We start from the raw sequence: 24,399 nt of genomic DNA, 5'->3' as shown, positions 1-24,399 counted from the left end.
ACGCTCGCCGTCTCGTTGCTGGCCTTTGCGGCCAAGGCTAGAGTAGACAAGAAGGCATGAAACAAGAAACCACTTTTCAGGCGGTGCGGCGGCATCTGCGCAATGGATACGTCATTTTGACGTCGCGGGGACCCGTCGCGCTCTATGGCGCGGCGATGCGCGAGGCGGCCAAGCTGGTCGATTCGCCCGTCGGCGTGTTTCTCGCGCCCAAGGACATTCTCCGCGACGGGCCGCATTTTCTCCGTGAGCATGGTTTGCGCGAGACCGTCGGCGCCGTCTTGCGCCAGACCGCCGCGACCTATGATCCTCCGCTCGGCCGTCGGCGGAATCCGATAAACGATCCGCTGCGCGACCGCGCGATCACATATTACCATACTTATGAGCTGACCAAACCGGACGGCGTCGTTCCTTCGCGCAGGCCGGCGAATGAAATGGATTTTGCGCTCGAAATCCCTTTCGCCTTCGCGCCCGAGCCGCCCGCGGCGCGCCCGGTCGCCGCCATCGTCCACGCCTTCTATCCCGAAATCCTGCCGCTCGTCCTGGAAAAGCTCGAAAATATCCCGGGTCCGGTCGATCTCTTTTTATCGACCAATACCGAGGAAAAAAAGCGGGCTCTGGAGGATGCGGTGCGCGGATGGCGCAAGGGCAAGGTCGACATTCGCCTGACCCCCAATCGGGGAAGAGACATCGCCGCGAAATTCTTCGGCTTTCGTGACGTTTACGCGAATTACGATCTCTTTGTGCATCTTCACACAAAGCGCTCTCCCCATGGCGGCGAGGCGCTCGCGCGCTGGCGCGATTATCTCATGGACCATCTGCTCGGCTCGCCCGAAATTGTGCGGTCCATCCTGACGCTTTTCGACGATCCCAAGATGGGGATCGTCTTCCCGCAGCATCTCTTCGAACTGCGCGGAATATTGAACTGGGGCTATGATTATGATCTCGCGCGCGCCCTCACAAAGCGCATGGGCGTCGAGATCGACAAGAACATGGTGCTCGAATTCCCCTCCGGCTCCATGTTCTGGGGCCGCAGCGCCGCTTTCCGCCGGCTGCTCGACCTCGATATCGGGTTCCAGGACTTTCCGGAGGAGGGCGGCCATGTCGACGGCACGCTCGCCCATGCGATCGAGCGCATATTGCTGATCGTCGCGGAGTCGAGCGGCTTCGAATGGCTCAAAGTCGCCCGGCGCGATCTCTACCCGATGCAGAACACATTGCTGACCGTCGTCAGTCCCGAGGACCTTCCGTCGCATCGGCTGAAAGTGTTCCAGCCCTGCCTCGGCAATGTCGACAACGGGCTCCGGCCGCAGGATCGCGGCATCGTCGAAATCAAGCCGCTGCTCGCCTATCCCTCTCGCAACCTCCGCCCGCGTCTCAATCTGCTGACGCCGACGGTCAATCCGCATCAGATCTTCGGCGGCGTCGCCACCGCCCTCAAGCTTTTCACTGCAGTCGCGGATGCGCTGGGCGAAGATTATGACCGCCGCATCATTGCGACCGACGCCGACATCGAGCCCGAAGCCTATGACGGACTCTCGGATTACGAAGCGGTTCCACATGCGGCGAGCCTCGATCTCGGCCGTCGCCTGCTCGTCGACGCCTATGAGCGCGACGGCAGTCGGCTCGATCTGCGCGCCGGCGACATCTTCATCGCGACCGCATGGTGGACAGCGCTTTTCGCGCTCGATCTCGAACGCGACCGCGCGCGGCTCTTCGGAGGCGAGCTTCCGTTTGTCTATCTCATCCAGGACGACGAGCCCTATTTCCAGGGCCGCAGCTCCCGTTACGCCCTGGCGGAATCGACCTATCGACATGGCGCGCGCACCATCGCCGTGATCAATTCGGAAGAGCTTTATGAGGTGATGAGCCGGAAATACGCCTTCCATGAAGCCTATTGCGTACCTTACGTCATGAATGCGCAGATCTCCGCCGCGCTCGATCCGGCGCCCCGCGAGAGGCTGATGCTCATTTATGGCCGGCCGCATGTGAATCGTAACGCCTTCGAACTGATTTGCGACGGGCTTTTCCGCTGGCAGCAGCGCGATCCGATCCGCGCTAGCCGCTGGCGCATTCTTTTTCTCGGCGAGGAATTTCCGGAGACGCTCGTCTATCCCGTTCAGAACGCCGCGGTCGGCGGCAAGGTCAGCTTGGCCGAATACGCCAATTATCTCAGCCGCGCGAGCGTCGGCGTTTCGCTCATGCTCTCCCCGCATCCGAGCTATCCGCCGCTTGAAATGGCCGAAGCCGGGCTGCTCACCATCACCAACCAGTTCGAAGGGAAGGATTTGACGCGCCGGTTCGACAATATCGTCTCGCTCGACTTGCTGGAGCCCGCGGCTCTGGCAGACGCGATGGAGGCGGCGGTCGCCGCGATGGAGCCCCGCATCGGCGAGACGACGCGGCGCGTCGCGCCCCGCGTTCCGAATCTGGAGGATGCGGGGATATTCGACGTCGCCGATTTCGCCGAACGATTGCGCCGTTTACGCGTCTGAATTCAGCAGACGGGTCACGCAGCCTTCGAGCGACTTGCGCCAGGGCGGCAGGGAGACGCCAAAGCGCGCCGCGAGTTTGGCGTTGTCCAGCCGAGAATTGGCCGGACGGCGCGCCGGCGTGGGATAGTCGGCGGTTGTGATGCGCCTGACCCGCACCGATCGGCGGCCGGCCTTCTCGGCGATCGAGAAAATCGCCTGCGCCACATCGGCCCAACTCGCTTCGCCCGCGCCGGTAAGATGAAACACGCCGCGTAAATCCGGAGAAGAATCGGCCACGAGCCGATGCGCCAGCAGGAGAAGCGCGTCCGCAATGTCGAGTGCGTCGGTGGGATTGCCCAGTTGATCCGCGACCACGCCGACTTCATCCCGCGTCTCGCCGAGACGCAACATCGTCTTCACGAAATTCGCGCCGAAGGGGCTGTAGACCCAGGCTGTGCGCAGGATGACGTGATCGCCGTGAACTGCGGCGATGCGTTGTTCGCCCGCGAGCTTGGAGCGGCCATAGGCGCCCGTCGGTCCGGTGGCGTCGTCCTCGCGATAAGGCCTGTCGAGCGCGCCATCGAATACGTAATCGGTGGATAGATGCAGCAGCGGAACCTTCAGCCCGGCGGCCGCCTCGGCGACATGGCCGGCGCCTTCGCCATTGATTCGCATGGCGACGTCGGGTTCGCTCTCGGCCTTGTCCACGGCGGTATAGGCCGCGGCGTTGATAATGGCGTCGCAGCCCGCATGCCGGAGATTTGCGAGCACCGCATGCCGCAGCCCCAGATCGAGCTGGGGGCGGCCAAGCGCAGTGATTTCCACATCTTTCGGCGCCCGTTCGATCAGCGCGCTGACGACTTGCCCTTTAAGTCCCGTGACGGCAAGGCGAAGGGTCATGGCCGCGCCTCCGTATGACGGCGAAGGCGGGATTGTAATGTCCGTAGCCGGCGCGCCGCAAGGGAGCGGCGCGCCGGCCACGCGCTATTTGCGCCCCACGCTGACATATGTGAAGCCGCGCTTGCGCAGGTCGGCGGGGCGGTAGACGTTGCGCAGATCGACGATGATGGGCTGTTTGAGGAGGTTCTTCACGCGGTCGAGATCGAGCGCGCGGAAGGCGTCCCATTCGGTGACGATGGCGAGCGCGTCGGCCCCCTCGATCGCCGAATAGGCGTCGTCGTGGAAGGTCGCTTCCGGCATGAGCGGCCGGGCCTGCTCCATGCTCTCCGGGTCATGGGCGTGCACCTGCGCCCCGTCGCCGGCGAGCGACGCCACGATGGCGAGCGAGGGGGCGTCGCGCATGTCGTCGGTGTTCGGCTTGAAGGCGAGGCCGAGCAGCGCGATCTTCTTGCCGCGCACCGAGCCGCCCAGCGCCACGATGATCTTGCGCGCCATCGCCCGCTTGCGGGCGTCGTTCACCGCCACGACCGTCTCGACGATGCGCAGGCTCGCGCCCTCGTCCTGGCCGGTCTTGATCAGCGCGAGCGTATCCTTGGGGAAGCAGGAGCCGCCATAGCCCGGGCCGGCGTGCAGGAACTTGGCGCCGATGCGCTTGTCGAGGCCGATGCCGCGCGCGACCTCCTGCACGTCGGCGCCGACTTTCTCGCACAGATCGGCGATCTCGTTGATGAAGGTGATCTTGGTCGCGAGGAAGGCGTTGGCGGCGTATTTGGTGAGCTCGGAGGTGCGGCGGCCGACAAAGACCAGCGGCGGGGCGTTGAGCGACAGCGGACGGTAGATCTCCTCCATCACGTCGCGGGCGCGCGGATCCTCGACGCCGATGACGACGCGGTCGGGACGCTTGAAATCCTCGATCGCCGCGCCCTCGCGCAGGAATTCGGGATTTGAGACGACGGCGAAATCGGCCTTGGGGTTCGTCTCGCGAATGATGCGCTCGACCTCGTCGCCGGTGCCGACGGGCACGGTGGATTTGTTGACGATGACGGTGAACGTCTCGCCGAGGGCCTCGGCGATGGTTTTCGCGGCGGCGTAGACATAGGACAGATCGGCATGGCCGTCGCCGCGCCGCGAGGGCGTGCCGACGCCGATGAAGACGGCGTCGGCGCCTTTCACGGCGGGTCCGAGATCGGTGGTGAAGGACAGCCGGTTCTGGCGGACATTATTGGCGACGAGCTCGTCGAGGCCCGGCTCGTAGATCGGAATCTCGCCGCGCTTCAGGCGCTCGATCTTGGACGCGTCGGCGTCGACGCAGATCACCTCGTGACCAAAATCCGCAAAGCACGCGCCAGATACAAGGCCAACATAGCCAGAGCCGATCATCGTGATGTTCATCGAGTCGAATTCCCCTTGCGTGGCGCGTAACCCGCTGAAAGCGCGTTCGGCGCGTCACTCAATCGATTTCGCAACGCTTTTTGTCAATCTCCATGCCCGGCGGCTGAGATGAAGCCGGTTCAAAAACAATTTCTTGTGGAAAGGAAGCGTTGAAAACGAAGTGGTGCGTACAGGAAGCAGATATTAAAACAATTGTTTACGCGTCAAAAATCCTTCCGCTGAGGGCGCGGCTCCCTCGGCGTCCGTCATGAGCGCGACATTTAGAGCTGGCCTGTTGCGCGTTTGCCGGATTTTCTGCGAGCCGACGAGGCGCTGACGTCGAGCGCCCAACCCCGTCGAACCTCTCTCTCTTCTAAATCCATGCGACGATACGGTCGCGCCACTCGGCGAATGTGCGCTTGGACGCGAGTCGTCTGGCCCGCGCGGCGATCAACCCGTTCAGCGGCGCGCCCATCCGCATCACGCCTCCATAGCCGCAATCGCAGAGCAACGCATGCGCCTCACGGAGGGAAAGGCCGAAGAAAGCGACGCCGTCCGCGACGCTGTCGCCTGTAAGGCCCTCCCGGCGAAACAGCGGATCGGCAAAGGCGACGAAGAGGGGCGAGCCCTCCTGCCGGAGCATGAGCCGATCGCGCCTCGGATAGCATTCCATGGTGACGAAGAGCCGCGCCGGCGTCGGGGCGGCTTCGAGGAGTTCCGCTAGCCGCTCCAGCCGCCGCCGGCGAAGCATCCAGGCCGGGAAAGGATGCCGCGACACGCGCGCAGCCGAGGAAATGTCGTCGATCGTTTGAGGCTTCATCTCGCGCCCGCCTATCTGCAAGTGCCGATGCGAGTCGAAACCGCGATGGGCGGAAGAGGTTCCGCGGGAAAAAGCGAGGCGTTGACGTGGCGACGCGCGGTTTTGCGGGCATGTGACAGGATTTGGACCTGGATGGGAGCGACAGACGACGCCATGTCCGCCATTCGGCATAGGCGATGCGCCGTCAGGGTCGCGTCCCGCCAACGCCAAAGAGTGAGTTGAGGCGGGCGCTGATTTGCCGGCGGAGAGGGAAGGATTTTTCGCTTTCAACTAAATGCAATAGATGTCAGTTGTTTGCGTGCGCATGCCGAGAGAATTGCGTTGCAGCCCTATGTAGCTCCGCCCCCATCGCGAGCGGCGGATGATTGCAATGCCGGCGGTTCAGGAACTTACCTCCCAATGGGAGCGCCGCCGCAGGCCGACCAGGCCGGATCGCTTGTCGGAATCTGGCTCTGTCCGCTCCAGTGGGTGCGGCTCTTCCAATCAGGCGTCCAGGGCGCGCTCGACCAGAACGGCGTTTCGGCGCCAATCGATTGCTCGTACTCGGCGGGCGGCGGATCGGGTCGCGCTCGCGAATTCGGCGACAGACGGCTGGAGCGGATATAGCCTGATTCGCCGTCATAAGAGACGAGGCTCCATTTTCGGCCGCGCTGGACGACCTCTACGGGTGCGGGCGCTGGGATCGTTCCGATGAGCCCGCCGAGATAGGCGGGGGAAGTAAAGAGATTGGCGTCTGTGTAAACGCAGCCCGGACGGGCTTCGGCGGCCGACACGGCCGTTAGAAGCAGGGCTGCGATGAAAAGGGCGCGTTTCATGATGCGTCTCCCGAAACGCCAGGGCCGACGGAGGACCGTTAGCCATGTGAATATGATGGCCGCTTCATGAGAAAAGAGGCCGCCCCGAGGGCGGCCCAAGTCAGAGGAAGGAAAGTGATATGGGAGCGGCGCGTCGTAGCTATTGCGCGAGAACCGGTTGTCCGATGGCCGCGCGCAGGTCCGCCAACGCAACGACGCGCGGCCCATGGAGCCCGACGATCTGAGCGACGTCGAGCTTAAGCTTCTGGATATTCTCGTAGAGGTTCACCGAATAGGGGTTTGGCGATTTCGGCAGGGGCGCGTCCTTCGCTGTCGGCGTGAAGGCGTCGGCTTCGACGAGGATCTTCTCCGCAGGCAGATAAACGAGTGCGAGTTCGTCGCTATGTCCATTGCCGGCGATGCGATGGACCTCGATCTGGCGCAGGCCGTCGGAGAGCGTGTATTTGTCCGCATAGGTCTCAAAAATCGCAGCCTTTTTCGACTGTGAAAGGCGATCCGGCCGCAGCGTGTGAGGCGCGGCCCACGCTTTCTCGTAATAGGGTTTGTCCAGCTCGTGAGTCACGATCGTGGCGCCAGCGTCGACAAATGTGCGCAGGCCTCCCGAATGGTCGAAGTGGACATGGCTGTTCACGACATATCGGATCGGCTTGTTGGGGGCGATCTCCGCGATCTTCGCGATGAGCGCAAGGGAGCGGTCTTCGTTGAGGGGCGCCTCGACCAATACGACATGGTCCTTCTGTTCGATGGCGACGCTATGATGTGTGCCGCCATTTAGCCAGTAAACGCCGTCAGCGAGTTTGTTGGCGGTCACAGTCGGCGCCGACGCCTTGAAGGCCGCAATGTTCTCGGGAACCGGGATTTCCACGCCGGGATTGAGCTTGGCGGCCGCGACCTTGAGATGCAGCACGGGGTATCCCCCCTGGATGCGCGTCAACTCGGCAGGAAATTGCACGCCGCCGAAATCTTTGTAGCCGGAGAATTTCGTCTCGACGAGCGTGTCGCCGAGCACCGGACTGTCAATCCAGCTCCGCGCCCATTCGATCTGATTGGCCGAATTGATGAAGCCTTCATATTTATGACCCGAGGCGGCGAAGGAAATTTGCACGCCCGCGCCGGATGTTTCGGATTTTGCGCCATTGGCGAGCGCGGCCTTCAAAAATCCCTGCGGCGTCGTCCAAATTTCCACGAGGCGCTCTTCGACGGCCGCGGCTTGCGGCGTGGCGACGGGCGCGGCGTCGGGCGAGCCCTGCGGCGGCGCGACGTTCCAGGCCTTGTCGGCGCTGACGAACCAGGACAGCTTTTGCTCGGTGGGCGTCGGGCGCCGGCGGCCGGGCTCAACGGTCTGGATCCGGGTGAGAAGCACGCGCGCGGCGGGAGCGTCAAAATTGACGCTCGCCGAATAGTTGCTCACCTCGAATTGCGGCCACGCCCCGCCCGGGACAGGCGCTTGACCGAATTGATACCAATGTCCGGCGCCGGAGAATTCGAGGGATTTGGCGCTGTCGGCGCCGAGCGCGGCCGCGGCATCCTGCAAAGAGGCGGCGTCGGCGGCGATGGGCAGCAGGGCGAAGGCCGATGTCAGACCGTAGAGGGCGAAGAGGGTGCGCATCTTTAATCCTTATTCATAGTAGATAAGTAGATTAAAGCGTGAGGACGCCGCCATGTCAAGACCGGGGCGCCGCCAATTCGGCAAAAATCAATTTTGAAGCGTCTGCGAAGCGGTCCATCGAATAGACCATGCCTGCGCTCAGGCGCATTCTTCGTTGCTTTGCGCCGAAACGGCCGCAATCGGATTTTTTCGAGCGCCGATGCGTTTCGCCATGCCGTCGAAGGCCAGATAGATAACCGGCGTCGTAAACAGAGTCAGTATTTGACTGACGATCAGTCCTCCGGCGATGCTCATGCCGAGCGGGAAGCGCAGTTCGGCTCCTTCGCCACCCCCGACAATCATCGGCAGCGCACCGAATAAAGCGGCGAGCGTCGTCATGAGAATCGGGCGAAACCTCAAAAGGCACGCCTTGTATATGGCGTCTCGCGGCGAGAGGCCTTCATCGCGTTCCGCCTGCAATGCGAAGTCGATCATCATGATGGCGTTCTTCTTGACGATGCCGATGAGCAGAATGATGCCGATGACGCCAATCACGCCGAGATCGTTGCCGGTCAGAATGAGGGCGAGCAAAGCCCCGACGCCCGCCGACGGCAAGGTCGAAAGAATCGTGAGTGGATGAACATAGCTCTCATATAGGACGCCCAGAACGATATAGACCGTAACGATCGCAGCCAGAATGAGCAGCAGCGTGCTCGTCGCCGAGGATACAAAGGCCGCGGTGGCGCCCTGAAAGACGGTAATGACGCCCTGCGGCGCGCCCGTATCGCTTTGGGCCTGTCTAAGCGCTGCAATCGCGTCGCCCAGCGCGTAGCCAGGGGCAAGATTAAATGAAATCGTCGTTGCCGGGAATTGAGCGAGATGGTCAATCGACAGCGGCGCGCTCATCTCCTTGATGGAAACGAGCGAGGCGAGCGGCACTTCAGCGCCGCCGGCGCCGGGCGCTCGCAAGGAGCCGAGCGCCTCCGCGGTCGGGACGTGACGCTGATCCGCTTCGAGTATGACGCGGCGCTGGCTCGTTTGCGTGAAAATTGTCGATACGATTCTCTGCCCGAAAGCGTCGTAGAGCGTGTTGTCGATTGTGGAAACGGTGACGCCATAACGCGCGGCCGCATCGCGATCGATTTCGACGTAAAGCGCTCGTCCCGAGGTTTGGGCGCTGCTGGAAACGTCCTCGAACTGAGGAAGTCCGGCGATATGATCAACAAGTTTCTGCGTGTATGTTACGAGTTCATTGGGATTCGCGTCCTGCAGAGAGAAATGATACGCGCCGCGGCCGCCGCCGGAATCAATGGTGAGATCTTGGACGGGTTCTAAAAGAACGGAAAGTCCGCCGATATGGCTGGCTCGCGCCTGGAGCCGGCGGACAACCTCCATAACGGGCGTTTTGCGCGTCTCCCTGTCTTTCAATCTGATCAGCACGCGGCCGCTATTAAGAGTCTTGTTGTCGCCGTCGACGCCAATTATCGACGTAATGGAATCGACCGCGTCATCCTCCAGCGCGGCTTTCACGAATGTCGTCTGCCGCGTCGCCATGGCGGAGAAAGACGCGCTCTGTTCGCCGATCGTCGCGCCCTGAATGAGGCCGGTGTCCTGAACCGGAAAAAAGCCTTTTGGGACCTTTACATATAGCGCGGCGGTAAGGCCGAGCGTGATGGCGAAGACGGCGAGCGTCGTCCTGGAATGATCGAGCACGCACGTCAAAAGCCAACCATAGATGTCGATGACCGAGTCGAACCAGGTCGCTTCTTTGGCATGGCTATCGACGTGGCCATGCATGTCGCCTTCGATGAGGAGCTTGCTGCATAGCATGGGAGCGAGAGTGAGAGAGACGATTGCCGACAAAACGATCGTGGCGGAGAGCGTGACGGCGAATTCCCGAAACAGCCGCCCGACGACGTCACCCATGAAAAGCAGCGGAATCATCACGGCGATCAGGGAAATCGTCAGCGAGACGATCGTGAAGCCGATTTCCCGCGCGCCCTCCAGCGCAGCGTCCACGGGGCTGCGTCCCTGTTCGAGAAAGCGAGCGATGTTTTCGAGCATCACAATGGCGTCGTCGACGACAAATCCCGTGGCGATCGTGAGCGCCATGAGCGTCAGATTGTTCAGGCTGTAGCCGAAGAGATACATGGCTGCGAGCGCGCCGACCAGAGAAAGCGGAACCGCGACGCCGGGCACGAGCGTGGCGCGCCAGCTGCGAAGAAAGAGATAGATGACGCCAATGACCAGAAAGACGGCGAAGAGAAGCTCAGCCTGCACATCCTCGATCGAGGCGCGGATTGTCGTTGTTCGGTCCGACAGGATAGCGACCTCGACCGCGCCTGGAAGCGACGCTTGCAGGCTTGGCAGCAACGCTTTGATTTGATCGACGACAGCGATGACGTTAGCCCCGGGCTGCCTTTGAACGGAAAGGACGATGGCGGGCGTAAGATCGCTCCATGCGCCAAGCTCACGATTTTCCGCGCCAGCGACGACTTTCGCTACGTCGCGAAGCCGAATAGGTCCGCCATTACGGGCAGCGACGATGAGTTGATCGTAATCCCTTGGGTTTTTCAGCTGATCATTGGAATCGATAGCGAATTCTTGCGAGGGACTGTCGATGTTTCCTTTCGGCAAGTTCACGTTGGCGTTCGAAATTGACGCACGCAGATCTTCGAGCGACAGACCGTAAGAAGCGAGCGCAGCGACATTCGCGCGCACGACGACCGCTGGTCGGTTTCCGCCATTGACGCCCACGAGGCCGACGCCGGAGAGCTGGGAAATTTTCTGTGCGATGCGCGTGTCGGCGAGTTGCTGAACCTCGGTCAGGGGCAGCGTCTTCGATATGATTGCGAGCGTAAGGACGGGCGCATCCGCCGGATTGATTTTCGCATATATCGGCGGCGCCGGCAGATCTGACGGCAGAAAGCTCGCCGCGGCGTTGATCGCCGCCTGCACTTGCTGTTCAGCGACGTCGAGCGTCAGCTTGAGATTGAATTGAAGCGTGATGACCGACGCGCCGCCCGAACTTGTCGACGCGATCTGCGTCAGTCCGGGCATCTGCCCGAGTTGTCTTTCCAGCGGCGCGGTTATCGATGACGCCATTACCTCCGGACTTGCGCCGGGGTAGAAAGTGCGGACTTCGATTGTCGGAAAGTCGACCTGAGGCAGCGCCGACACCGGGAGGAGCCGATAGGATATCGCTCCAGCGAGAAGAATGGCGACCGTGAGAAGGGAGGTCGCTACCGGGCGGAGAATGAACGGTCGCGAGATGTCGAACGCGCTCACGTTGGGTCATTCTTGCCTGTGGCGCGCCTTCCAGAGCCGCGCGGCTCCTCTTCTGCGCTGGGGAGCGTGACGGTCGCGCCTTCACGCAGCCTGTCGGCGCCCTCCACGACGACTTTATCGCCGATCGCGAGGCCTTCGTTAACGACGACCTTTTCGCCTTGCGCCGGCCCAAGTTTCACAGAGCGGGCCCGCACAGTCGAGTCCGTTAGGATGGCGTAGACGAACGGTCCTTTTGCGCCTTGCTGAATCGCCGCCGAGGGCGCGATAGCGACGTCGCGAAGCGTCTCGATCTGGAGATCGGCGTTGACGAATTGGTTCGGAAAAAGGCGCTCGTCTTCATTCGCGAACTGCGCGCGAAGCTTGACGGTGCCGGAGGCGGCGTCGATCTGGTTGTCGACCGCGATCAAATATCCGCGCGCGAGTTCAATCGATCGCTCATGGTCGTAAGCGACGACGGTCAGCTTTTCGCCAGCGCGGGATCTTTTCAGGACTGTGGGGATCTGACTCTCGGGAAGCGTGAAAACAACCGTGATGGGAGAAAGCTTGGTGACGACGGCGACGCCATTGGCGTCTCCGGGTTGCACGTAATTGCCTTGATCGACCTGCCGTAGCCCCACGCGACCGTCGATTGGCGAAACGATCTTGCAATAAGCAAGATTGAGGCGCGCCTGTTCGACCAGCGCGCGGTCTATCGCGACCGTCCCTTTATACTGGTTGATCAGAGCTCTCTGTCCATCAACCTGTTGGGCGGAGATCACGTCCTTCATCCTACGGATCAAACTCTCGTAACGACCAAGGTCGCGCTCGGCGTTTTGGAGAAGCGCCAGATCCTTTTGCAGTTGGCCTTCGGCCTGAGCGAGCGCGAGCTGGTAGGGGCGCGGGTCGACATTCGCCAACACGTCTCCCGCCTTCACATATTGCGCTTCTGTGAAATCGACGCCGACAAGATGGCCGGAAATGCGCGTTTTCACCACCGCCGTGGCGGAAGGGGTGACCGTGCCGAGCCCGGTTAGGATGACCGGCAGATCTCCCTTTGCAATTGTCGCCGCGGCGACGCGGGTCGGCTGGCCGCGACCCGGTCCTTTACCGGAGATAGCCGCTTCCTTGGCGCTGTTGCCGAACTTGGCGTAGCCGTAGCTCACGGCGACGGCAAAGGCCGCGAACAACGCAATTTGGATGACGAGACGGCGCGAAATATGCAGTTTCGGCTGACCGGGAGCGCGCCTGTCCGTCGCGGCGATGTCTGAACTCATCGTCAGATGGCCTCATGATGAAGAGGATAAAATCTATCTAAGTGATAGAAAAATAGCAAGGCTGCGACCGATATGTCCGGCGACAGAGCGATCAATCGATTGAGGAATTCGGTCGGCTTTTGGGTTTTAAGCGGAAAAAATTGGTCTGGGAGAAAAGCGCTTTCATAAATCTACAAACATGATATGATTTTAGCTCGCGATGCATCTGGAGACCCTCATGGCTCGATTTGGTCACGAGAGCGGCAAGGTGATCTGCTTGAATGTGGAACGGCGCCGTTTCGCTGAGGAGCATTTGATCGCCGACGTCTTCGTCGTGCTTCTCTTCTTTTTGATCGCGACCTGTCTTGCAGCAGAGCTGTTGTCGCGCGCCTTCGCGGCCTGGATAGGGGCCGAACGAATTGTCGCGCTGAGTTTCGTAACAGCGTCGGGCTTTCTCTGAGGGACCAATCAGGCGGCTGGAATCTCAAAAAGAGCAGCGTTTGGGAAGATCGTCCTCCTATCGACGAAAGTCCTCGCATCAAAAGCGCCGCGGCGACAATCGAGCAGGATCAGCCTCGACGCCCTGCTCAATCGCCGAGGAGATAAGCCATGCGTCTCATGCGTCCGAACCTGTCTGCGTCGATCTGGGCGGCGCGATGCGCAAAGTCAACAGCCAGTTCTGAAGGCGGTCGATATAGAGAAAGACGACAGGCGTCGTATAAAGCGTGAGGAGCTGGCTGACAATCAGGCCGCCTATGACCGCAATGCCCAGCGGACGACGTATTTCAGCCCCTTCGCCAGTCCCGAAAGCCAAAGGAACAGCGCTAAAGAGCGCGACGAGGGTCGTCATAACGATCGGCCGGAATCGGGCCGCGCAAGCGCGACGGATTGCGTCATCGGCGCCAATGCGGAACCTTCGTCGTGAGTCGATTGCGAAGTCCACAAGCATGATCGCGTTTTTCTTGACGATTCCGATAAGCAACAGGACGCCGATCATCGCGACGATACTCAGATCCGTGTTGCAGGCCATGAGCGCGAGCAGTGCGCCGACGCCCGCTGACGGAAGCGTCGACAAAATCGTGATTGGGTGGAGGAAGCTTTCATAAAGCATTCCGAGCACGATATATACTGTCGCCAATGCGGCCGCGATCAGCATGGGCTGATTGGCCAAACTATCCTGATAGCTGGCGGCGGTTCCTGCGAAGGCTCCGCGGAGCGTCGCGGGCGCGCCGATCGCATCCATCGTCTCCTTGATCGCAGTCGTGGCGTCGCTGAGCGACTTTCCGACGGAAAGATTGAAGGAGATGGTGGTGGCGGCGAAATTTCCCTGATGATTAACCTGGAGAGACGCTTTCCCTGGGGCGACGCGACTAAAGGCCAGGAGCGGCACCATGGATGCGCTTTGCAATTTCGCGGCGCTTTGAGTTTCGCTTCGCGCGCCTGTCTTCGGGAGCGATGCGGCGCCGGCTGCCCCGGCGCCAATAAAGATCTCCGAGAGAGAGGCGATGGATTCCCGATACTTTGGCGCAAGCTCCATGACGACGTGATACTGATTGAGAGGTTCATAAATCGTCGATATCTGTCTTTGGCCATAGGCGTCGTAGAGCGTATTGTCGATCAAAGACGTTGTCAGATTGAAGCGCCGCGCCGCTTCGCGATCGACTTCGACATTCGTCTGTAGTCCTCTGTCCTGCTGGTCCGAATTAACGTCCTGAAGCACCGGATTTCGGCGAAGGGCTTCCAGCACGCGCGGCGCCCAAGCCTGGAGTTCATCCAAATTGTCGGACTGTAAAGTATATTGATAAAGAGCGTTGCTCGACCGGCCTCCGATGCGGACATCCTGCGTTGACTGAAGATAAAGCGACGCTCCGCTTATCTTCGAGGCCTTGGCGCGCAGTCGCGCGAGAACTTCATCGACGGACGCATTGCGTTCCGCGAGCGGTTTTAGAGTGACCTGCATGTCGGCGGTGTTTATCGAGCCTCCGGGACCAAAAAAGCTCCCGCCGATCGTGCCAGCCGCGGTCGCGATGGCGGCGTCGCTCCGAACGATTTCGATCGCCTGCTCAAGCTTCTTTTGCATCGCCTGAAAAGAAACGCTCTGATCCGCGACGAGCGCGCCGTGCATTCGGCCGGTGTCTTGCGTTGGGAAGAAGCCCTTTGGAATGATCGTGAAAAGGTAGACGTTCAGCGCTACTGTCGTGAAAAGGGTCGCCATCGTCAGACGCGGGCGGGCCAGAGCGAAGCCTAGCGACGTTTCATAACCTCGTTGAATGACCGAGAGCGCGCTCTCGCTCGCTCTCAATATCCGTGAGGAGGGGTTTCGCGAATGAGCGCGCAGAATTTGCGCGCAAAGCATAGGCGTCGCGGAAACGGAGAGCGCGAGCGAGATGAGGATCGCGACGGACAGAGTTACCGCGAATTCGCGCAACATGCGCCCGACAAAACCATCCATGAGCAAGATCGGCATGAATACCGCCAAAAGCGACAGACTCATCGATAGAACTGTGAAAGCGACCTCTCGACTTCCTTCTAGCACTGCGCGTCGTCGAGTCTCTCCAGCCTCGATATGCCGAACAATATTCTCTACGACGACAATCGCGTCGTCGACAACAAATCCGGTCGCAATCGTCAAGGCCATTAAAGAAAGATTGTCGAGCGTATAATCCAGCAGATACATGGCGCCGAACGATCCGATCAGCGAGACGAAAACCGATATGCTCGGAACGAGCGTGGCGCGCCAATCGCGCAGGAATAGAAATACGGTCATAATCACGAATGCAATCGCAAGAATGAGGCCTCTCTCGACCTCATGCAGCGAGGAACGGATGGTCAGCGTTCGATCGCGCATAACGCGCATAACGGCGTCGGCCGGCAAGGCTGATGTGAGCGCGGGCAGCAAGGCTTTGACCTTGTCCGCCACCTCGATGTTGTTGGCGCCAGGGGCGCGTGAGACATTGACCTGAATGCCGGGAATATCGTCGACCAGGCCAAAACTGCGTGAATCTTCAACCGAGTCGATCACATTCGCCACGTCATGCAGTCGTATGATTGCGCCGTCGCGATGGGCGATCACAAGATTTTTGTAGTGCTCGGCGCGTCGCAGTTGATCATTGCTGTAGATCTGAAGGCGACGCTCCCCGGAGATGAGCTCGCCCTTTGGCGCGTTATAATTCGCCGCAGAGAGCGCCAGGCGTACGTCTTCGAGAGAAAGGGCGTATTTGAACAGCGCGTTGGGATTGAGTTCGACGCGAACGGCAGGCAATGATCCTCCGTTTACCGAAACTTGGCTGACGCCGGGGACTTGCGACAATGGCTGCTGTAAGACGTTGGAGGCAGCCTCGAATAATTGGCCCTGCGAGAGAGTGTCCGAGGTCAGCGCCAGGGTAAGAACCGGAACATCCGCCGGCCCGGTGGCGCGCGTTGTCGGGTTGCTGCGCAGCGCCAGGGGAAGATCCGCGCGCGCGGCGGCGATCGCCGCCTGAACGTCGCGCTGGGCGCCGTTAATATCACGATCGAGATTGAATTGCAGTGAAACTCGGGTCGTTCCGAGCGAACTCGTCGAGGTCATCTCATTGACGCTGGAGATGAGGCCAAGGCGCCTTTCGAGCGGCGTCGCGACAGTCGAGGCCATCGTCTGCGGACTGGCGCCGGGCATATTGGCCGAGACGGTGATCATCGGATAATCGATCTGCGGGACGGGCGCCACGGGCAGAAGAAAAAATGCGATGGCGCCGAAGATCGTCAGGCCGGCCATCAGGAGCGAGGTTGCGACCGGCCGCTCGATCGCCGTCTCGAGAGGCCTCATTGCGGATAGGCTCCATGCAGGACCCCGGCGACTATCCTTCCCGCTGGGGCGAATCCGTTAGTTACAAAATGGCGACGGTCGGAAGGAAGACCGACCGTCGCCGACGCCGCGGAGTGGTAGGGGGTCAGTTCGCGGCGAAGGGATGCTTGACGTCGTTGCGCCTGGCGACGACTTCGGCGGCCTTGGGCTCGCCGGCGACGGCGCGAGCGATCGCTTCCTTCGTGGCCTGATAGTTATAGTCCTGAATCTTCTTGTCGTCGTTTGCTTCCCAATGAATGAAGACTCCGACGGAGATGAACAGGTCATCGGCTTCTTCGACCGGAATCACGCCTTCCGCCACTGAGTCCGCCACCGCCTTGGCGACGCCATGCTGAGCGGGACCGAAAAGTTGGACGGCCTGCTTGGCGCCCTTGATGGTCACCTTATTGAAGAGGATCGTATTCGGCTTCGCGAGGAGGTTGGGGGCGATGACCGCGAGAAGCGTCGTGAAACCATCCTTGTTGTTTACCAGCGCATTGGCGAATGCGAGTTCGGCCGCAGAGCCGCGAGGGCCGATCAGCAAATCGATATGCGCGACTTCATTGCCGTCGCCAACAAGCGACTCGCCAACCAGGAGCTTATTGATTTTCGCCATTTTTCTTTCCTGCGTGAGGGAACTGCAACAAGGGCTTCACGTGAAGCTCGCTTTGGATGATACTCGTATAAATCTACAAGACAAGTAGAAAAATAGGCGTTTCGTGTCGGGGGCCGTTGATCTGTCCTTGATGAAGGCCTTTGCAAAAAATAACTGATTTCACGTTATATTATCCTTGAGCGCCACCGGCTGCGTCAAGGCGGCATGCGCCTTTCGATAGGCATATGGAAGTGAATAGATAGGTAAATAGGCTTGGCAAAAATTCACGAGCGCCAAGGAGGGCTTGAAAATCGCCGCCTTGCCTGTCGCCACGCTATTCGGGCCCTCATGGCAGGAAAGATGACCTGCTATCTCAACGCGCCGATGACGCGTTTCTCAGCTCGATCTCTTCGAATGTGCCTCCCGGCGAGAAATGCTTCTTATGCGCGGCCGCCCAGCCGCCGAAGGCCTGATCGATCGTGACCATTTCGATGTTGACAAAAGGCTTAAGGGATTCTGGCGGAATGGAAGCGACGTTGGCGGGACGGTAGAAATTCTCCGCAATGACTTTCTGCGCCTGCGCTGTATAGAGGAAATTTAAATAAGCTTCGGCGACTTTCCGCGTCCCTTTATTGTCGACATTTCTGTCGATGATCGCGACCGCCGGCTCGGCGCGGATGGAGAGCGATGGAACGACAACCTCGAATTTGTCGGGCCGCATTGATGCAAGCAGGAGCGCTTCATTCTCCCATGCGATCAGCACATCGCCGGTCTCGCGTTTGGTAAAGCTCAGCGTGGCGCTGCGCGCGCCCTTATCGAGCACGGCGGCATTGCGGTAAATCCCTCGCACGAAATCCTTCGTCTTCCACTCGTCGCCGCCGAATTTCTTTAGACCATAGCTCCAGGCGGCGAGGTAATTCCAACGTGCGCCGCCGCTGGTCTTGGGGCTGGGCGTGACCACCGAGACGTCCGATTTGGCGAGATCGTCCCAGTCGCGAATGTTCTTGGGATTGCCCTTCCGAACGAGAAATATGACGGTCGAGGTGTAGGGCGACGAATTATTTGGAAATTTTGTTTGCCAATTGGCGGCGAGCTTTCCCGTTTTGATCGCGATGAGATCGACGTCGTAAGCGAGCGCGAGCGACACGACGTCGGCGTCGAGCCCTTCGATCACCGCCTTTGCTTGCGCCCCTGAACCGCCATGCACGGAGGTGACCCGAGCATTCTCGCCTGTTTTCGCTTTCCAGTCGGCGACAAAGAGCGGGTCGATCTTCTTGTAGAGCTCTCGCGTCGGATCATAGGAGACATTGGTAATGCTCGTATCGGCCTCGGCAGCTCCCAAAGCCGCGCCGTAAAGCCCAACAATAGCGAGCAGTCTGGCCAGTCTCTTCATCGCGTCGCTCCCGAAGCCGGCTATTGGATCAATGGGCTCGCGCTTGCGCCGGCGACGCCGGGCGGGAGCCCGATCAGACGTTACACAAGATAATAGACAGGCGTCTTCGCGTCTCGATCCGCGAGTTGCGCCGTCGCAAGGTCGTAGGCCTTGCGAACGGCGCTCAAGGTTGCGGAATAGTCTTTCTCTTCTTCCCGGAAGATCAGGCCCTCTCCGTGGCGCTTGGCGATGCCGATGCGCTCGAGCGCATCGTGCAGATCCGGTCGAACGCCGGCGAGAAGGATCGTCAAGCCGTCTCGACGCGCCTCTTTAAGAAAAATGTCCAATGTCTCGAGTGCGACGGCGTCCGGGTTGCGGACGCGCTTCAGACGGAGAACAATGAAATGAGCTTTGCGCCTGACAGCTTCATCCGCCGCCGTGCGCAGATATTTGTCGAGATCCGGCGCGGCGCCGAAGAAGAACTCCCCTTCGATATCATAGATGAGCACGTCGCTTGTCGGCGGGTCGGAGGCGATGCGGGCGCGCACGACCTGTTCGGGCGAAACGATCAACTCCTGAACCTTCAATTGCGACGCGCGCAGAATGTACCAGATGATGGAAACGGTCGAACCGATGAGGATCGCGAACTCGACTTCGATGAAAACCGCCGCGAGCGCGGTCGTCACGAGAAGAATTGCGTCGGCGCGCGAGGCCGTCGCCGTATAGCGGATGCGTTCAACGTCGATCAGTCGGGAGGCGGCGACGATCAGGAGACCCGCGAGAACCGCCTTGGGAATATAGGCGGCGAGCGGGCCGAGCATTAGCACTGCAAACGCGACGATCGCTGCCGTGAAGACGCCGGAGAACCGAGTCACAGCGCCGGCGGAATAGTTGATCGCCGTGCGTGAAAGCGATCCGGCGCCGGGCATGCAGCGGAAGAAGCCGCCGACGAGATTGCCGATCCCTTCGGCCAGGCACTGGCGATTGTAATCGAGCTGTTGGCGCGAGCTGTGTGCGACTGCCTTGGCGATGGCGAGCGCTTCGAGCAGTCCGAGAATGCCGATCGACACCGCCGATGACGACATGTCGACGAGCCATTCGAGTTTGATCGAGGGGACGTGGAGCCCGGGCAGCGCGGCGGGAATCGCCTCGATCAACGGTACGGCGGGCTTTGCGCCGGGCGCAAATTGCGACCATCCGACGAAATAGGCGGCGGCGGAGAGCAGAATGACCGCGAGCAGCATTTCGATTTGCGGAAGCCCCACTTTGCGGATGAGCTTACGTCCGTAAATTGCGAAGAGGATTGCGCTGCCGCTGATGACGATGGCCTTGTAGTTGAAAGGGCCGGGCTGCGTCAGCGTCAGATAGAGCCGATAGAGAACATGCTGATGCCCGGTGCCTTGAGCCTTCACCCCGAGCGCATTTGCAATCTGACCGATGATCGTCAGGAAGGCGGCGCCGGAGATGAAGCCTGTCACGACGGATTCGGAAATATAGCGCGTAACGTCGCCGAGCCGCGTGACGGCGATCGTGATCTGAACGATGCCAACCATCACAGCCAGAAGGAACATCGCTTCATAGGCGTCGAGTTTGGCGTCCGGATCGATGAAGGCGAGGGCGCTGAAGGTGACAAGCGACACGGCCCCGGTCGGGCCGTTGACGAGATGGTTCGACGAACCGAAAATTCCCGCGACGGCAGTAAAGACGATCGCCGTATAGAGACCAAAGCGCGGATCGACGCCGGCGATGAGCGCATAGGCCATGCTTTGCGGCAGAGAGATCGCCGCCACGGTGGCGCCTGCGACCAAATCCTTGCGGAAGTTTTGAAACCGCTTTGATTTGAGCCAATTCAAGGAGGGCGGGGACGTGGAGAATGCGGCTTCAGTCAAGTCTCTAATCCTTTGAAAAGCGCCACGGCAAAGGCGTCATTCACTGCGGGGCTTGGGAACGTAAAAGGTGTCGATCACGCCGTTTTCAGCGAAAAATTTCTGCTGCGCGTCGCTCCAGCTTTTGGCGATCAGCGTGATCGGGAAAAGATTGATCTCCGGGAGGCGGTCCGCGTGCCGCGCCAGCACCTTCTCGTTGGAGGGTCGATAGCCCTCGCGCGCGATGATTTCCTGCGCGTCTTCGGTGAAGAGAAAGCGTAGATAGGCTTCGGCGAGCGCCGCGCTCTTGTGTTTCTCGACATTGGCGTCGACCCAGGCGACGGAAGGCTCGGCGAGAATGCTGATCGAGGGATAGACGATCTCCAGCGCGCCCTTCGATTCGTCCACTTCCCGCAGCGCTTCGTTTTCCCATGCGATATTGACGTCGCCCTTTTTCTCGATCGCGAAAGCGACGCCGGCCGCGCGCGCGGCCGGCACGAGAAAGGGAGCGTGGTCATAAAGTTTCTTGAGAAAATTATGCGCCTCGAACTCGTCTCCGCCATGCGCGACGACATATCCCCAGGCGGACAGCGCGGTGAGCTTGCCGTTTCCGGACGTCTTTGGATCCGGAGTGATGATTTCAACGCCAGGGCGGATGAGATCGGGCCAATCGCGAATATTGAGCGGATTGTCTTTTCTCACGACGAAGACGATCGTGGAGTGATATGGCTGGGCGTCGTCCGGCAGGCGCCCGCGCCAATCGCTTTTGATAAGGCCGCGCTTTTCGAGGCCTTCAACGTCGGAGGGCAGACCAAGCGTTACGACATCCGCGGTCTGTTCGCCATTTGCGACCTGTCGGGCCTGGTAAGACGAGCCGCCATGGGACTGGCGCACGCCGACATTTTCGCCGGTTTCCTTCTCATATTTGGCGATGAAAACCGGATTGAGGCGCTGATAAAGCTCTCGCGTCGGATCGTAGGAAACGTTCAGTATCTGATGCGCGGCGCTTCCGCCAACATTTTTGCCCGCGATCAGCCCGACAGCGAGGACGCTCGCCGCAATGGCCCCGATATTGACCCAGCTAATCCGCATCCGTCACCTTCTCCAGCTTACGTCCATGGGGATTACTAATATAGTCTATAGAGTAACTCAACTAAAGATCGGCGCGTTCCACGTTTCTTGCTCACCCCTCAGACGCCGTCGGTCACGGGCGCCTGCTCGATGAGGTCGGGAAAGTTGATCGCAGCGTCGTCGGCGCCGAGGCCGATCATTTCCCTTTGCTCGTATTCCAGCTCCTCTGTCGGCGCGGTCAATCTGGCGATGTCGCGACGCTCGGACGCGCGCGCCAGACATTTCAGATCGTTCCAACGCGCGGACAGGACGAGGCCGGTTCCGAAATTCGACGCGAGGCCGGCTTGCAGACTGCCGAAGCCAAGTATGAAGCCGCCGGCGGCGCCGAGAAGGTTGGCCGCGTAAACCGTACGGTAATCGGCGCGCAGGCGGGCGAGATGCGCCTGCGCGAGCTGGCGGATCGTCAAAATGTCCGACAGTTCCTGGTGCAGGAGGACGATATCGGCCGCGTCGTCCAGCAAGGTCGGCGCGCCGCCGATCGATATGCTGATCGTGCTGGCCGCCATTGAAGGGCGTGACGCTGCTGCGGCGCCGTCGCCAATCCAAACAGCGCGCCGGCTGATATCGCGGATGGTTCGGGCTTTGGCGTCAGGATCCAGGCCGCCGATTGCGGTCTCTATTCCCGCGCGTGAAGCGACGAATTGGGCGACGTCTTGTGGGGACCCGGAAAGATAAATGAAGCGCGCTTTGGGATTTCGCAGCCGCAGCGCTTCGATCGCCGACAGGACGCCGGGTTCGCGCCGCTCGAACGAAACGGCGCCAAGCGCCTCTCCTGTGCGCGCCACCCAGAGCGGACGCAGATCCGCATCGCGCGGATCCCGTGCGGGATCGAGATTGATGTCGGCGGCCGCGAGCGAGGTTGCAAGAGACTCGTGCACAGCGAGCCCCGCGAGATCGATATAGGAGGTCGTCGCCACCTCGATCAGACGACCAATGCTATCCTCGAATCGGATCGCGCCTGCGAGGCGGCGTCGACGTAAAAGTTTCGGCAATTCGATACGGCGATGCGCGCTTTCCGCGCGCAACGCCCGGGCGCGCGCGTCGCCGCGCTTCGCGAAGGCGGCCGTGGCGAGCTTCAATATTTCCAGCCGGTCGATATCGCCTGCAGCGCATATGTCCGCGACGGCGACACGTCCCCTATCCAGACCAGCGCTATCGTCGAAAACATAGACATTCGTGCCGAGCAGGCGATCAAGCGCGCTCGGCGCCCGGAAAAATACGCCTTGGCGTAGCGCTTCGCCGACGCCGATTACGGTCGAAAGTTGCGCGCTCAAACGTGGGGCGGTGGCGTAATCCGGGCGGATAACGGCTTGCGCGGTTCGGGGCGTGCGCGTGGCGACGAGCGCAAACGCCGCCAGTGCGAGCGCCGGTTTGGCGTTGCGATTGGCGATGCGCTCGACTTCGGCGCTGGAAGGCAGGTGCGGAATGACGCCATAAGGCAATCTTTCGGCAATGGCGTTGTTGGCCGAGCGTCCGCCGGCGCGGCAGACGCGAAGAGCTAAGAAGCCCGCGCGCAAGAAGGTGGAGGCGAAGACCCGGTCGCCGGGAGCCTTGTCGATTGCGCCCATTACGCCGGTCAGCATGTCCTCGTCGACGGCCGCGAAACCTTCCGACACGATTCCGTCGACTGGCGCATATTCTCCCGCGCGCAGCAAAACGATATCGCCTTCCTCGAGGCGGTCCACGTCGATGCGAATCTCCGCGCCGTCATTTTGTCGTAGTCGCGCCCAGACGAAGCGCCGCCTCGAATTTCCGAATAATTCTCGATCGACGCGTTGCGCGGCTTTCTGCGAAAGACGCGGCCAGCTCTGCATGAAGACCGCCATGACGGCGGACGAGAAGGGCATGCCGCTCCACAACATGAACGCCATGCCGGTCGAATAGAGCATGGGCAGCCCGACTTCGCCACGCGAGAGCTGCCTCGCGGCGGCGATGACGTTCGGCAGGCCATAAAGGGCGATGCCGAGGACGGCGAACGGCCGAAGCGCCGGGCGGAAGAACTGCGCCGTGGCGGCGAGCGTCAGGAGCCCCCCGGCTGCAACGAGTTTACGGGGTGAGAGCGGCGGCTCCAGACCGGAAAGCAGACGGGGCCAGGCTTTCTCCAGCGCGGCGATGAGTCTGTCGCCCTCTAGCAGATTGGGGTCGAACCGAACGGAGATCGCGCCGGTCAGCGGATTGGTCGAATGGGCTTCGACGCCGTGGAGGGCCGAAAGCTCGAACCGTAGCCGGTGTGACAGATCTCTGCGGCGGCGCAGCGCCGGGTGAGAAATTCGCAGCCTGTCAGCGGCGAGCTGACGCACACGCCATATTGTGAGGGCGCCGCCGTGGCGGCCCACGCGAACGGGAACGCCAGGGGCAAGCTCTTCAAGGCCCAAGCCCGAAATTTGGCTCACAATGCGTTCTCGAACGGAGCTGTCCGGCGCGCTCGCCCCGCGCAACAGCGCGCCGAGCTTGCGCCACGCCCGGACCGCGAGCGCCGAAGCGCGCAGCTCGACGTCGATCTTGGTCTGGCCAGGGAAAAGCGTGACCGCCTCGACTTCCTGCAACGCGAAAGCGCGCGTTAGAAATTCCCGGACATGCCGGTCGGACTTCCCGGCGAATACCGCCTCGGCGCGGAAACGAATTCCCTTGGGCGTGAATCGTACGAGCGGCCGACCGGGAGCCTTTCCGACTCTGGTCCGCACCGATCGCGTTCTCGATCCGACGATCGCCGCCTGCGGCATGCATGCTCCCCAGCAGATAACTTGTTTAATAGACTTACTTGACTTTATGGATCATGTCATTAGGCTGTCGCAATAATCTTTGGCCTCAAGGAAATCATATGAATTTCAATGATTCACCGCGCATTCCGAGACGCCTCGGCCTCGAGTCCCGGCGGGTCAGAGCCCTTGGGGAAAGCCGCGGCGAGTCGCCACCCACGCCCCAACAGGCGCAAACCGACCGTATGACTCCGCTCGCCGCGGCGGGCGAAGCCATCGCGTCCCTTTACGTCGCCGTCGCGCGGCAGCTGTTGCTCGGGATCGAAGCGATTGAAGATCGGCGCGCGGAAGCGCGCCCATCCGTCCTGCCCGATCCAGTCGCGCCCCGCGCCGGAAGCGACGCCTGATCCGCCTGCGCTCAATCGAAAA

General features: G+C 60.9%; 16 protein-coding genes. 3 read left to right on the top strand and 13 right to left on the bottom strand.

Annotated features, from left to right (window positions below):
* Positions 1-56 precede the first annotated feature (56 nt).
* A complete protein-coding gene (locus MMG94_RS11765) occupies positions 57-2,492 on the top strand; it encodes a rhamnosyltransferase WsaF family glycosyltransferase (RefSeq protein ID WP_016922113.1) in 2,436 nt (811 codons plus the stop codon).
* Here the strand turns inward: MMG94_RS11765 and rfbD are convergent.
* From rfbD to MMG94_RS11730, 7 genes are all read right to left on the bottom strand, one after another.
* A complete protein-coding gene (rfbD, locus tag MMG94_RS11760; protein WP_016922114.1) occupies positions 2,481-3,371 on the bottom strand; it encodes a dTDP-4-dehydrorhamnose reductase in 891 nt (296 codons plus the stop codon). The two genes, MMG94_RS11765 and rfbD, sit on opposite strands and share 12 nt — an antisense overlap.
* Before the next feature lie 84 nt (positions 3,372-3,455).
* Positions 3,456-4,763 (bottom strand): UDP-glucose dehydrogenase family protein, encoded by a 1,308-nt coding sequence (locus tag MMG94_RS11755; protein WP_154419791.1) that lies wholly within the window; start codon positions 4,761-4,763, stop codon positions 3,456-3,458.
* Between the two features lie 352 nt (positions 4,764-5,115).
* On the bottom strand, positions 5,116-5,562 hold the full coding sequence (locus tag MMG94_RS11750) for a hypothetical protein (protein ID WP_016920800.1): 447 nt from the start codon (positions 5,560-5,562) through the stop codon (positions 5,116-5,118).
* A 389-nt stretch (positions 5,563-5,951) separates the two neighbouring features.
* Positions 5,952-6,377, bottom strand: coding sequence for an SH3 domain-containing protein (locus tag MMG94_RS11745; protein WP_016920801.1), 426 nt, complete (start codon positions 6,375-6,377; stop codon positions 5,952-5,954).
* A 139-nt stretch (positions 6,378-6,516) separates the two neighbouring features.
* On the bottom strand, positions 6,517-7,986 hold the full coding sequence (locus MMG94_RS11740) for an MBL fold metallo-hydrolase (RefSeq protein ID WP_016920802.1): 1,470 nt from the start codon (positions 7,984-7,986) through the stop codon (positions 6,517-6,519).
* A gap of 138 nt (positions 7,987-8,124) precedes the next feature.
* Complete coding sequence (locus tag MMG94_RS11735; RefSeq protein WP_016920804.1) at positions 8,125-11,253, bottom strand: efflux RND transporter permease subunit; 3,129 nt, start codon at positions 11,251-11,253, stop codon at positions 8,125-8,127.
* Complete coding sequence (locus MMG94_RS11730; protein WP_016920805.1) at positions 11,250-12,506, bottom strand: MdtA/MuxA family multidrug efflux RND transporter periplasmic adaptor subunit; 1,257 nt, start codon at positions 12,504-12,506, stop codon at positions 11,250-11,252. Before MMG94_RS11730 ends, MMG94_RS11735 begins: the two co-directional genes overlap by 4 nt.
* A 217-nt stretch (positions 12,507-12,723) precedes the next feature.
* On the opposite strand from MMG94_RS11730, the gene MMG94_RS11725 reads away from it, so the two are divergent.
* The gene (locus MMG94_RS11725) at positions 12,724-12,945 is read left to right on the top strand and encodes a hypothetical protein (protein ID WP_154419793.1); all 222 of its coding nucleotides are present in this window, start codon (positions 12,724-12,726) and stop codon (positions 12,943-12,945) included.
* A 156-nt stretch (positions 12,946-13,101) separates the two neighbouring features.
* On the opposite strand, the gene MMG94_RS11720 is transcribed toward MMG94_RS11725, so the two are convergent.
* The 6 genes from MMG94_RS11720 to MMG94_RS11695 form a co-directional block, all read right to left on the bottom strand.
* Complete coding sequence (locus MMG94_RS11720) at positions 13,102-16,290, bottom strand: efflux RND transporter permease subunit (protein ID WP_016920807.1); 3,189 nt, start codon at positions 16,288-16,290, stop codon at positions 13,102-13,104.
* Positions 16,291-16,414: 124 nt separating this feature from the next.
* On the bottom strand, positions 16,415-16,924 hold the full coding sequence (gene fae / locus MMG94_RS11715; protein WP_016920808.1) for a formaldehyde-activating enzyme: 510 nt from the start codon (positions 16,922-16,924) through the stop codon (positions 16,415-16,417).
* Between the two features lie 352 nt (positions 16,925-17,276).
* Positions 17,277-18,296, bottom strand: a complete 1,020-nt coding sequence (locus MMG94_RS11710; RefSeq protein WP_016920810.1) for a sulfate ABC transporter substrate-binding protein — start codon at positions 18,294-18,296, stop codon at positions 17,277-17,279.
* 80 nt (positions 18,297-18,376) lie between these two features.
* Positions 18,377-20,083, bottom strand: a complete 1,707-nt coding sequence (locus MMG94_RS11705) for a SulP family inorganic anion transporter (RefSeq protein ID WP_425272290.1) — start codon at positions 20,081-20,083, stop codon at positions 18,377-18,379.
* Between the two features lie 117 nt (positions 20,084-20,200).
* Entirely contained in the window at positions 20,201-21,232 is a 1,032-nt protein-coding gene (locus MMG94_RS11700; RefSeq protein WP_016920812.1) for a sulfate ABC transporter substrate-binding protein, read from the bottom strand.
* A 98-nt stretch (positions 21,233-21,330) separates the two neighbouring features.
* Positions 21,331-23,955, bottom strand: a complete 2,625-nt coding sequence (locus MMG94_RS11695; RefSeq protein WP_157212447.1) for a P-type ATPase actuator domain-containing protein — start codon at positions 23,953-23,955, stop codon at positions 21,331-21,333.
* Between the two features lie 260 nt (positions 23,956-24,215).
* Here MMG94_RS11695 and MMG94_RS11690 point away from each other — a divergent pair, with 260 nt between their 5' ends.
* Positions 24,216-24,377 carry a hypothetical protein gene (locus tag MMG94_RS11690; protein WP_016920814.1) on the top strand — a complete coding sequence of 54 codons (162 nt, stop codon included), beginning with the start codon at positions 24,216-24,218 and terminating at the stop codon, positions 24,375-24,377.
* Positions 24,378-24,399: the final 22 nt, after the last annotated feature.

The sequence above is a fragment of the Methylocystis parvus OBBP genome (assembly GCF_027571405.1).
GTDB classification, from domain to species: Bacteria; Pseudomonadota; Alphaproteobacteria; order Rhizobiales; family Beijerinckiaceae; genus Methylocystis; species Methylocystis parva.
This window is presented reverse-complemented; position numbering and strand designations above follow the sequence as displayed.